Here is an 11,114-nt window from a genome sequence, read left to right on the forward strand (position 1 = left end):
GTGCCGCGGGAGTAGAGCAGCGTGCCGTCCGGGGTCACCAGCCGGATCTGCTGCTCGGCGTGCTTGTCGAGTTCCGGCGCGACCCCGCGCAGCGCGGTCGAGACGACGAGGAGCTTGCCGGCGCGGGCGCCGGTGAGCGGGAGCGCGGTGAGGACGAGCGGGGTGTCGCCGGGACGGGCGATCGGGCGGACCGTGAGGTTGGCGACGGCGACCTCACGGAGGTTCTCGACGGCCACCGGCTCGCCGTGTGTGGCCAGGACCTTCCGGGCGGCGGGATCGAAGACGACGACGCCGCGCCAATCCGGGTAGGTCTCGCCGAGCCGGTCGAGGAGGGCGGCGTCGTCGGCGTTGTCGAACAGTCCTGAACCGGTGCTGACCTGGAGGTCGCCGGCCGCGGTGGTGGCCGAGGTGGCCAGTGCCTGCGCGAGTGCGGCGGTCGCGCGCCGCTGGCCCTCGGTGACCTCGTCGGAGACGACGTCTCCGACGTTCCCGTCGATCGCCGAGAGCGGCCCTGTCGTGGACAGGTAGAGGGCGGTGAAGGCGGCGATCATCAGCAGCAGGACGAAGCCGGTCGCGGACGCCACCCCTACGCCACGCGGGAATCCCGCCTCGGGGATCTGGTCGCGAAGACGCGCCACCGGATCGAGCCGGTCCTTCTGCCTGTCCACCTGGCCCCCAGGCCTTTCGATTCTACGATCGGGGGAGATCGCGGCCTGGATCGGCCACTAGCGATACCCGCACCCGATCGGGTTACACGCAGATATCAAAATTGTGCACAGTGACGTTACAAGTCACCTCAAAGGATCCAAAACGCGGCCGAGGCTACCCATTCGGGTGAGTCGGTAGGGTTCGGGTGGTGATCAGCCGAAAGCGGATGCTGCTCAGCGTGACCAGTGTGGTCGTCGCGCTGGCCCTGGTGCTGACCATCGTGCTGGTCCTGGGGGACGACGAGGCATCCGCGCCCGCCCCGGCACCGGACGGGAGCCTGGGCTCCGTTGTCGCCGAGTTCACCGCGGCGTTGTCGGCCGAGCAGGACTACCGCTCGCCGAAAGCCGACGAACGTCGCAAGGCCGCCGACGGCTTCGCGGCGCTCGTGGACGCCGGCCGCACGGCGCCGGCCGATCTGGAAAAGCTCGGTTTCTCGGTGAAAGACGGGGTGGACGCGGACACCGGGCGGCCGTACACGATCGCCACGAACGAGTCCGGCACCGAGCGGGCCTGGGGGATGTACCTGATCGACCGATCCGCCCCGCCGTCACTGGTCATCGAGGTTCCGCACCCGGCGTCGGATCTGCGGACGGAATTGTTCGGACTCGACTACTTCCGGCAGGTCCCGGGCGCGGTCCTGTTGATCGCGGGTGCGCACCGGAAGGCGGACGACGGTCGCGCCGACGTCGCGCACGAGGTGGACTCGGTCTTCCACGTCGTCGCCTCGCTCCTCGCGGGGCGGGGGATGACGCAAGTGCAGCTGCACGGCTTCGACGACCAGAACATGCCCGACGACGACATCGTGCTGTCCGCCGGCGCTTCGGTGGCCGGGGATCCCGTGCGGCGTGCCGCCGACCGGCTCGCCGGCGGCGAGTTCGCCGTCTGCCGGGCGTGGACGTCGTCGTGCGGCGCCCTGGAAGGTATGAAGAACGTTCAGGGCAGGGCGGCGGCCGAAGAAGGCACGGCCTTCCTGCACGTGGAGATGAGCCGCACCGTCCGTGACTCCGCCCCCGCCCGCGCCGCCGTGGTCCGCGCCCTGATCGAAGCCGATCTCCGCAAAGCCTGAGCCGGGGGCGGTCGCCCGCAACCGCGTCAAACGCCGACTTCGAACACCGACTACCCTGGAAAGCCGCCGGTCCGTACCGGCTCGCCACAACGACCCAGCTGGAGCGTGCACACCCGTGTTCGACACCCTCTCCGATCGGCTCACGTCCGCCCTGCAGACCCTGTCGCGCAAGGGCAGGCTCTCCGACGCCGACATCGACGCCACCGCGCGCGAGATCCGCATCGCGTTGCTCGAAGCGGACGTCGCGCTCTCCGTGGTCAAGGACTTCATCGCCCGGATCAAGGAACGCGCCAAGGGTGCCGAGGTGCACGGCGCGCTGAACCCGGCGCAGCAGGTCATCAAGATCGTCAACGAGGAACTCGTCACCATCCTCGGCGGCGAGACCAGGCGGCTCACCTTCGCGAAGAACCCGCCGACGGTCATCATGCTCGCGGGTCTGCAGGGTGCCGGTAAGACCACCCTCGCGGGCAAGCTCGCGATGTGGCTGAAGAAGCAGGGCCACGCGCCGATGCTGGTCGCCTGTGACCTCCAGCGTCCCAACGCCGTCACGCAGCTGCAGGTCGTCGGTGAGCGGGCCGGGGTCGCGGTCTTCGCGCCCGAGCCGGGCAACGGCGTCGGCGACCCGGTCGACGTCGCCCGTCGCGCCATCGACGAGGCCAAGCGCGCCCAGCACGACATCGTCCTGGTCGACACCGCCGGTCGTCTCGGTGTCGACGAAGAGCTGATGAAGCAGGCCGCGGACATCCGCGACGCCGTTTCGCCGGACGAGACGCTGTTCGTCGTCGACGCGATGATCGGTCAGGACGCGGTCACCACGGCCGAGGCGTTCCGCGACGGCGTCGGCTTCAGCGGCGTCGTCCTCACCAAGCTCGACGGTGATGCCCGCGGTGGTGCCGCGCTGTCGGTCCGCCAGGTCACCGGCCAGCCGATCCTGTTCGCGTCCAACGGTGAGAAGCTCGAAGACTTCGACCTCTTCCACCCGGACCGGATGGCCAGCCGGATCCTCGGCATGGGTGACGTGCTCAGCCTCATCGAGCAGGCCGAGCAGCACTTCGACCAGGAGAAGGCGGAGCAGACGGCCGCCAAGCTCGGCAGCGGCCAGCTCACCCTGGAGGACTTCCTCGAGCAGATGCTCGCGGTCCGCAAGATGGGCCCGATCGGCAACCTGCTCGGCATGCTGCCCGGCGCCGGGCAGATGAAGGACCAGCTCGCGCAGGTCGACGACAAGCACCTCGACAAGCTGCAGGCGATCATCCGCGGTATGACCCCCGCCGAACGCGACGACCCGAAGATGATCAACGCTTCGCGCCGTCTGCGGATCGCGAAGGGTTCCGGTGTCGCCGTCCGCGACGTCAACGAACTGGTCAACCGGTTCTTCGAGGCGCGCAAGATGATGGCGCAGATGGCGGGCCGGTTCGGCTTCGGCGGCGGAGGCGGCGGCAGCAAGAACCGCAAGGGCAAGAAGGGGAAGAAGGGCAAGGGGCGCGGCCCCACGCAGCCCAAGGTCCGTGGCGGCTTCCCCGGCGGCATGCCGATGCTGCCCCCGGGCGGGATGCCCGGCGGACCCGCCGGCGGGATGCCGGATCTCTCCCAGCTCGGCGGCATGAACGACGTACCCGGGTTCGACCCGAAGAAGTTCAAGTTCCCGAAGGAAAAGTAGTCGTGGAGGCTCTGCACCTGGCGGGGGTCGTCCTGCCGGACGGCGAGCACCGCGAGCTGTGGATCACCGGCGGCCGGATCACCACCGAACCGGTCGCCGGGGCGGAAACCGTTGTCCGGGAAGGCTTTCTCGTACCCGGGCTGGTGGACGCCCATTGTCATCCCGGGATCGGGGTCGGCGGCCCGACCACGCTCGAAGAGGCCACCGAACAGGCGATCACCGATCGGGACGCCGGGACGCTGCTGATCCGCGACTGCGGGCTGCCGATCGACGTCCGGCCGCTGCAGGCACGCGCCGATCTGCCGCGCATCATCCGCGCCGGACGGCATCTCGCCCTGCGCAAGCGCTACATCCCCGGCCTCGGCATCGAACTCGAAGACCCTTCCGAACTGCCGAAGGCGGTCGCCGAACAGGCCCGCGACGGCGACGGCTGGGTCAAACTCGTCGGCGACTGGATCGACCGCGGCGTCGGGGATCTCGCGCCGCTGTGGCCCGACGACGTCCTCGCCGAGGCCATCGCGGTCGCGCACGCCGAGGGTGCCAAGGTGACGGCGCACGTCTTCGGCCAGGCCGCGTTGCCGGGGCTGATCGACGCCGGCATCGACTGCCTCGAACACGGCACGGAACTGTCGCACGCTCAACTGGGCGTCCTCGCCGAACGCGGGATCGCGCTCGTGCCGACCCTGATCAACATCGAGAACTTCCCCGGGATTGCCGACAAGGCGGGCAGATACCCGGTGTACGCCGACCACATGCGCGCACTGCACGCGGGCGTCGGGGAGATGGTCTCGACGGCGATCGAGGCGGGCGTCGCGGTCTACGCGGGAAGCGACGCGGGCGGCATGGTCGAACACGGCAGGCTCGTCGACGAGATCGAGGCCCTGCACAAGGCCGGGATGACGCCGGAGCAGGCACTGGCGTCGGCTTCGTGGGCGGCTCGCGAGTGGCTGGGCGTGCCGGGGATCGTCGACGGAGCTTCCGCCGACCTCTTGGTGTACCCGACGGATCCGCGGGAAGACCTCGCCGTCCTCCGGCATCCGAGCCATATCGTCCTGCGTGGCAAGATCTTCGCCTGACCCGCCTCCAACCGTGACCGAGACGGCACTTAGCGTGGAGGCGTGGTGGACGACGGGCAGGCCCGCGAGCGTCTCGTGCTCGGAGCGCACTGGGGATTCGTAGCGTTCTTCGCGGGCATAGCCGGGTACCACCTCGTCACGCTCGTCATGAGCTTCGCGATGTCAGGTCGCTTCGGCGGCTACGACCCGCTGGAACTCCGCGACGTCGGTCCGCTGCTGATCCTCGCGTTCCTGCCGACCTTGGTACTCGGCCTCGGTCCCGTCGTCGGCTCCCGGGTCTGGGGGCAGGGACTTCGCACGGACTTCGGACTCCGCCCCACCTGGCGAGACGTCCGGATCGGGCTGGCCTGCGGGGCGGCCGCGCTCGCCGCCGGCTATCTCCTGAACCTGCTGCTGCTCGCCGTCTACGGGACCGACAGCACCGACAGGTCCATCGACGACTTCTCGGCCGCACCGATCACCGAACTTTCGGGGACGGTCGAGGGCGACACCGTTTGGCTGGTGCTCGCGGCGGCCATCGTCGTCTTCGCCGCCCCGGTCACCGAAGAACTGCTGTTCCGGGGCTCGCTCTGGAACGCGATGGGCTTCCACCGGTTGCCCTCGTGGGTGATCCTGCTGGTCACGGCGCTGGTGTTCGCCCAGTTGCACGGCGAGGCCTCGCGCACGATCGCCCTGTTCGGTCAGGGAATCGCCATCGGTCTCGCGCGCTACCTTTCCGGCAGGGTCAGCGCGTCCGTGATCGCGCACGCGGCCAACAACCTCCCACCGGCGGTATTGCTCTTCGCGGCGAGGTGATCACGGTTAGAGTGTCTGTGGGTAACCGAACGATCACCGGAGGATCGGCGTGACCGTATCTCAGCCGAGGGAGCCGATCCCCGAGGCCGCGCCGCCGGAAGAACTCACTGCCGGAGGTGAGGTGGCCGCGCTCGGCACGCCACCGCCGCATCGCTGGGGATTCGGGGCCTTCCTGCTCGTGGAGGCCGTCCTCTTGTCGTCGGCGGCGTTCATCAGCGTCCTGCTCGGAGACGTCCAGCCCGGCCAGCCGCTGCCGATGCGGATGGTGCTGCTCGGCACGATGGTGCCGACCATGGTGGCGGCCGCGGTCGCGCTGCTGATCACCCGCCTCCGCGGCAACGGGCCGTTCACCGACCTGCGGATCGGCTGGAGCTGGGCCGACGTCAAGGTCGGCCTCAAACTCGGCGTCCTCGGGCTCGGGTTCACCTCGCTCGCCGCCTACATCTGGACACAGGTCGTCGGCGACGCGAACGCGACCTCCGCGATCAGCGCGCTCGTCGAAGACCGGCGGATGTCGGTTTCGGCGGCCGTGGTCATGTTCGTCTACCTGTGGCTGCTCGGGCCGATCTGCGAGGAGATCATCTACCGGGGCGTGCTGTGGGGTGCCGTCGAACGGCTGCAGTGGCGCACCGAACGCTGGGGGAGGATCGCGGCGTTCCTGGTCTCGACGGCCATCTTCGCGGCGAGTCACCTCGAACCGCTGCGCACGACCTTGCTCCTGGTGATCGCGGTACCGATCGGGCTCGCCAGGGTGTTCACCGGCAGGCTGCTCGGCAGCATCGTCGCCCATCAGGTGAACAACTTCCTCCCGGCCGTGACGATCCTGCTCGCCTCACTCGGGATAGCCGCGTTCTGATGGCCGCCGGGCGTCTGGCAGAATGTACGCTTGCCTGCTTTGGCCGGACCCTCTCACCGCGCCCGAGCTCCGGACCTTCGGGTGTGCGTAGCCGTGTCCCCACTCGGTTTTCGCGCGCCTTCCACCTGCATCAGAGAGAACTGAGGAGTACCCACACCCGTGGCCGTCAAGATCAAGCTGCAGCGTCTCGGCAAGATCCGTGCGCCGTACTACCGCATCATCGTCGCCGACGCGCGCACCCGCCGTGATGGCAAGGCCATCGAGACGATCGGCAAGTACCACCCGAAGGAAGAGCCCAGCTTCATCGAGGTCGACACCGAGCGTGCCCAGCACTGGCTGTCCGTCGGCGCCCAGCCGACCGAGCCGGTCCAGCGCATCCTCGAGATCACCGGTGACTGGCAGAAGTTCAAGGGCCTGCCGGGCGCCGAGGGCACCCTGAAGGTCGCCGAGCCGAAGCCGTCGAAGCAGGACCTGTTCAACGCCGCGCTCGCGGCCGCCGGCGAGGAGCCCTCCGCCGAGGCCACCACGCCGAAGAAGAAGTCCGCCCCGAAGAAGGCCGAAGCCGACAAGGCCGAGGCCGCCGAGGGTGACAAGGCCGAGGCGTGAGCTTCCTCGCCGATTCCCTCGAGCACCTGGTGCGCGGGATCGTCGACAACCCGGACGAGGTCCGGGTCGAGCTGCTGACCACACGTCGTGGCCGCACGCTCGAGGTGCATGTGCACCCCGACGATCTCGGCAAGGTGATCGGCCGGGGCGGTCGCACGGCGACCGCCCTGCGCACCGTCATGGGCGGCATCGGTGGCCGCGGCGTCCGGGTGGACGTCGTCGACACCGATCGCTGACCACGGACAGAGACAGAGCGGGATGGACGTCGTAGTCGGCCGTATCGCCAAGGCGCACGGAATCCGCGGGGAACTCGCGGTGGACGTGCGCACGGACTCGCCGGAACAGCGGTTCGCGGTCGGTTCGGCCGTCACGACGAAGCTGCGTGACGGCAGCAGCAGGAACCTCACCATCGCAGCCGCCCGCGAACACAGCGGGCGGCTGCTGGTGCGTTTCGAAGAGGTGCTGACCAGGGATGTCGCGGAGACCCTCCGCGGCGCCCTGCTGATCGCCGACACCTCGACGCTGCCGCCGACCGAGGACCCGGACGAGTTCTACGACCATGAACTCGAAGGCCTGCGGGCCGAACTTGCCGACGGCACGCTCGTCGGCAAGGTGCTCGAAATCGTGCATTCGCCGGCGGGGGAACTGCTGTCGATCGAGCACGACGGACGCGAGGTGCTGGTGCCCTTCGTGAAGGCGATCGTCCCGGCGGTAGACGTCGCGGGCGGCCGTGTGGTCCTCGACCCGCCGGAAGGCCTGCTGGACGCCTGATGCGCCTCGACGTAGTCACGATCTTCCCCGAATACCTCGACCCGCTCCGCGCCGCACTGCTCGGGCGCGCGATCGACCGCGGCCTCATCGAGGTCGGCGTGCACGACCTGCGCGACTGGACGCACGACGTCCACCGCGCGGTGGACGACGCCCCGTACGGCGGCGGGCCCGGCATGGTGATGAAACCGCAGATCTGGGGCCCCGCCCTGGACGACGTCTGCGGCGAGAACACCCGCCTCGTGGTCCCGACCCCCGCCGGACGGCCGTTCACCCAGGCCATGGCCCACCAGTACGCCGCCGAGGAACACCTGGTGTTCGCGTGCGGCCGCTACGAGGGCATCGACCAGCGGGTGATCGACGACGCCGCGAAGCGCATGCCCGTCGACGAGGTCTCGATCGGCGACTACGTACTGGTCGGCGGCGAGGCGGCGGTGCTGGTGATGGTCGAGGCCGTCGTCCGGCTGCTGCCCGGCGTACTCGGCAACGCCCGCTCGGCCGAGGAGGACTCCTTCTCCGACGGCCTCCTCGAAGGCCCCAGTTACACGCGGCCGGAGGTCTGGCGGGACCTGGCCGTACCGGACGTCCTGCGCTCGGGCAACCACGCGCTGATCGACCGCTGGCGCCGCGACCAGGCCCTCGAACGCACCGTGCGGCGCAGGCCGGAACTGATCGGCCTCCTGCCGGAAGGTAGTCTCGACAAGCACGATCTCGGGGTCCTCGAACGCTTGGACGAGGGCACCGGCCAGGCCGGGTCGAGCACCTGAGTCCCGGTCTGCAATACTTGACAGGTTGGCGTGAGCGGACGCGCGAACTTTTACTTCGGCCAGTGGCCGGGTGAAGGGCGCGAGGTCGGCCGGAACGCCATCAGCCCCCGGGTAGGTCGCAGTGCACCACTGCGCGCCCTGCTGTACGTAAGCCATACGAAGACGAGGACGGACCACCGATGAACACCCTGGACGCGCTGGACGCGCAGTCACTGCGTTCCGACATCCCGGACTTCCGACCGGGCGACACGCTCAAGGTTCACGTCCGCGTCATCGAGGGCAACCGCGAGCGTAACCAGATCTTCCAGGGCGTCGTGCTGCGTCGCCAGGGCGGCGGCATCCGCGAGACCTTCACGGTCCGCAAGGTGTCGTTCGGCGTCGGCGTGGAGCGCACCTTCCCGGTGCACTCGCCGAACATCGCCGAGGTCGAGGTCTTCAAGCGCGGCGACGTCCGCCGGGCGAAGCTGTACTACCTCCGCGAGCTTCGCGGCAAGGCCGCCAAGATCAAGGAACGCCGCGAAAACCGCGAGACGACCTCCGCCAAGTAGGTAGCCGCACGGTTACAGGTAACCTGGCGTCGTGGTCGAACCCGTGTCCCAGAACACCTCCGAAGACGAGCCCGATCGCCCCGACGAAGAGCGCCCCACTCGGGCCTCCCGCCGGGGCCGATCCGGATCTCAGAAGAAATTCGGCAAGGTCAACAAGAAGCGGTCGTTCTGGAAGGAACTGCCGATCCTGATCGTCGTCGCACTCGTGCTGACGATCTTGATCCAGCAGTTCCTCGCCAAGGTCTACATGATCCCCTCGGGGTCCATGGAGACCACCTTGCACGGCTGCGCCGGGTGCACGGGTGACCGGATTCTGGTCGACCGGATCACGTACGACTTCACCGATCCCGGTCCGGGCGACGTGGTGGTCTTCAAGGGACCGCCGGCGTGGGCGGGCGAGATCGAGACGCCGGAGTCCAGCAACATCTTCGTCACCGGTTTCCGCGCACTGGGTTCCCTGATCGGCTTCGCGCCGCCGGACGAGCGAGACTTCGTCAAGCGGATCATCGCGACCGGCGGTCAGACGGTGCAGTGCTGCGACAACAACCGTGTGGTCGTGGACGGCAAGGCACTCGACGAGCCGTACGTCCACTGGGAAGAGGGCATGGCCCCGACCGAGAAGACGTTCGAGCCGGTCAAGGTGCCCGCCGGATACGTCTGGGTGATGGGCGACAACCGCAACAACTCGAGCGACTCCCGGTTCCAGGGCGGTGGCGGCGTCAACGGCGCGGTCCCGGTCGACAACATCATCGGCAAGGCGCGCGTCATCGTGCTCCCGCCCGGCCGCTGGGGTGGCGTTTCGGACCACAACCCGCAGGCGAGTGCGCAGCCGGTGGCGCTGGGTGCCCCGGCCTGGCAGCAGGGGCTTCCCCTGGGTGTCGGCATCGCCGCGGCGTGGCCCGTGGTCTTCCTCGGCAGGCGGATGTCGTCCGGAGTGCGCAAGGCGGTCGACCGGAGGCGGTAAGGCCTTGAGAGTTCCTGTACCGCTCACACCGGCCGAACCTCTTCGGCCGCCGCGAGCAGTGGTGCGTGGCGACCTCTTCTGGGGGTTGCAGGGTGCGCTGGACCGGCGGGGCCTCGGGCCCGTCGCCGGAGTCGACGAGGCCGGGCGCGGCGCCTGCGCCGGCCCGCTCGTCGTGGCCGCGTGCGTCCTGCGCCCGGGAGACGCCGCCCGGCTGCCCGAACTCACCGATTCCAAGGTCCTCACGGCCAAGGCCCGCGATCGCGTCTACGACCGGGTCGTCCAGCGTGCTCTCGACTATTCGGTCATCGTCATCCCGGCGGCCGAGGTCGACCTGCTCGGCATCCACGTGATGAACCTCGAAGGCATGCGGCGTGCCGTCTCCGCCTTGCGGGGTACCCCGGGCTACGTCCTCACCGACGGGTTCCGGGTGTCCGGGTTGCCCGCCCCGAGCGTGCCCGTGATCAAGGGGGACAAGGCCGTCGCGTGTGTGGCGGCGGCGTCCGTACTGGCCAAGGTCACGCGGGACCGCATCATGGGCGACCTGCACGACGTCCACCCGCACTACGGTTTCGACGTGCACAAGGGCTACAGCACCGCCGAACACAGCGCGGCGCTGAAGACGCACGGCCCGAGCCCGGTGCACCGCTGGTCGTACGCGAATGTCGCCACCGCGGCCGCCGCGCACGGCGCGCGACCGCCTCATCCGGTGGTGCTGACCGTGGCCGCACTGGAAAACCCAAGCGTGCCGATACGTGCCCTCGGCCCGTACGTGGGTAACAATGAACGCTCCGCCGCTGGAGCAGCAGCAGAATCGCGAGGAGGGGCGCGGATTTCATGAGCGCAGAGGATCTCGAAAAGTACGAGACCGAGATGGAGCTCTCGCTTTACCGCGAGTATCGCGACATAGTCGGCCAGTTCTCGTACGTGGTGGAGACCGAGCGGCGGTTCTATCTGGCCAACGCCGTCGACGTGCAGGTGCGCGACGGTGGCGGTGAGGTGTACTTCGAGGTCCGCATGTCCGACGCGTGGGTCTGGGACATGTACCGCCCCGCCAGGTTCGTCAAGCACGTCCGCGTCATCACGTTCAAGGACGTCAACGTCGAAGAGCTCGACAAGCCGGATCTCCGCCTGCCGGAGGACGGTCCGTTCTCGGGCTGAACCGACTCCCGAATACGTGAAGGCCCCCTCCGACGTCTTGGAGGGGGCCTTCACGTATTTCTGGCGCGCGCCCCTAGCACCGGCCACCGACAGTTTTCGTCCGGCGGGCTCCGGCCGCACGCGATTCATCCACAGGACCCCG

14 protein-coding genes are annotated in these 11,114 nt (G+C 69.0%); 13 read left to right on the forward strand and 1 reads right to left on the reverse strand.

All coding sequences use genetic code 11. From position 1 onward, the window contains the following. Positions 1–668 (reverse strand): hypothetical protein (locus H5J31_RS24135; protein ID WP_181774921.1); only part of this gene is annotated, 668 nt, incomplete at its 3' end. A 188-nt stretch (positions 669–856) separates the two neighbouring features. Between H5J31_RS24135 and H5J31_RS24140 the strand changes: the two genes are divergently transcribed. From H5J31_RS24140 to H5J31_RS24200, 13 genes are all read left to right on the forward strand, one after another. Further along, entirely contained in the window at positions 857–1,774 is a 918-nt protein-coding gene (locus tag H5J31_RS24140; protein ID WP_328701588.1) for a hypothetical protein, read from the forward strand. Between the two features lie 115 nt (positions 1,775–1,889). Continuing rightward, positions 1,890–3,434 carry a signal recognition particle protein gene (gene ffh, locus H5J31_RS24145; RefSeq protein ID WP_181774922.1) on the forward strand — a complete coding sequence of 515 codons (1,545 nt, stop codon included), beginning with the start codon at positions 1,890–1,892 and terminating at the stop codon, positions 3,432–3,434. Between the two features lie 2 nt (positions 3,435–3,436). Next, complete coding sequence (locus H5J31_RS24150; protein WP_181774923.1) at positions 3,437–4,510, forward strand: amidohydrolase family protein; 1,074 nt, start codon at positions 3,437–3,439, stop codon at positions 4,508–4,510. A 45-nt stretch (positions 4,511–4,555) separates the two neighbouring features. Next, complete coding sequence (locus H5J31_RS24155; RefSeq protein ID WP_181774976.1) at positions 4,556–5,305, forward strand: CPBP family intramembrane glutamic endopeptidase; 750 nt, start codon at positions 4,556–4,558, stop codon at positions 5,303–5,305. Positions 5,306–5,354: 49 nt separating this feature from the next. Further along, complete coding sequence (locus H5J31_RS24160) at positions 5,355–6,161, forward strand: CPBP family intramembrane glutamic endopeptidase (RefSeq protein ID WP_181774924.1); 807 nt, start codon at positions 5,355–5,357, stop codon at positions 6,159–6,161. Between the two features lie 159 nt (positions 6,162–6,320). Beyond that, a complete protein-coding gene (gene rpsP, locus H5J31_RS24165) occupies positions 6,321–6,767 on the forward strand; it encodes a 30S ribosomal protein S16 (protein WP_181774925.1) in 447 nt (148 codons plus the stop codon). Continuing rightward, complete coding sequence (locus tag H5J31_RS24170) at positions 6,764–7,003, forward strand: RNA-binding protein (protein ID WP_003103110.1); 240 nt, start codon at positions 6,764–6,766, stop codon at positions 7,001–7,003. The genes rpsP and H5J31_RS24170 overlap by 4 nt, the downstream gene beginning before the upstream one ends. A 22-nt stretch (positions 7,004–7,025) precedes the next feature. Next, positions 7,026–7,538, forward strand: a complete 513-nt coding sequence (gene rimM / locus H5J31_RS24175; protein ID WP_020630592.1) for a ribosome maturation factor RimM — start codon at positions 7,026–7,028, stop codon at positions 7,536–7,538. Next, the gene (gene trmD, locus H5J31_RS24180; protein ID WP_181774926.1) at positions 7,538–8,302 is read left to right on the forward strand and encodes a tRNA (guanosine(37)-N1)-methyltransferase TrmD; all 765 of its coding nucleotides are present in this window, start codon (positions 7,538–7,540) and stop codon (positions 8,300–8,302) included. Before rimM ends, trmD begins: the two co-directional genes overlap by 1 nt. A gap of 179 nt (positions 8,303–8,481) precedes the next feature. Further along, positions 8,482–8,850, forward strand: a complete 369-nt coding sequence (gene rplS / locus H5J31_RS24185) for a 50S ribosomal protein L19 (protein WP_181774927.1) — start codon at positions 8,482–8,484, stop codon at positions 8,848–8,850. Positions 8,851–8,881: 31 nt separating this feature from the next. Beyond that, on the forward strand, positions 8,882–9,814 hold the full coding sequence (lepB, locus tag H5J31_RS24190) for a signal peptidase I (RefSeq protein WP_181774928.1): 933 nt from the start codon (positions 8,882–8,884) through the stop codon (positions 9,812–9,814). Positions 9,815–9,872: 58 nt separating this feature from the next. Then, on the forward strand, positions 9,873–10,652 hold the full coding sequence (locus H5J31_RS24195) for a ribonuclease HII (protein WP_181774929.1): 780 nt from the start codon (positions 9,873–9,875) through the stop codon (positions 10,650–10,652). Further along, the gene (locus H5J31_RS24200; protein WP_003096226.1) at positions 10,649–10,972 is read left to right on the forward strand and encodes a DUF2469 domain-containing protein; all 324 of its coding nucleotides are present in this window, start codon (positions 10,649–10,651) and stop codon (positions 10,970–10,972) included. Before H5J31_RS24195 ends, H5J31_RS24200 begins: the two co-directional genes overlap by 4 nt. Positions 10,973–11,114: the final 142 nt, after the last annotated feature.

Origin of the sequence: Amycolatopsis pittospori, assembly GCF_013870525.1 — a bacterium.
Taxonomy (GTDB): Bacteria; Actinomycetota; Actinomycetes; order Mycobacteriales; family Pseudonocardiaceae; genus Amycolatopsis; species Amycolatopsis pittospori.

Excerpts from the sequence above, each read along its gene's own strand:
- rimM (WP_020630592.1), top strand. The coding sequence starts at position 7,026 with ATGGACGTCGTAGTCGGCCGTATCGCCAAGGCGCACGGAATCCGCGGG.
- trmD (WP_181774926.1), top strand. The coding sequence starts at position 7,538 with ATGCGCCTCGACGTAGTCACGATCTTCCCCGAATACCTCGACCCGCTC.
- rplS (WP_181774927.1), top strand. The coding sequence starts at position 8,482 with ATGAACACCCTGGACGCGCTGGACGCGCAGTCACTGCGTTCCGACATC.
- H5J31_RS24200 (WP_003096226.1), top strand. The coding sequence starts at position 10,649 with ATGAGCGCAGAGGATCTCGAAAAGTACGAGACCGAGATGGAGCTCTCG.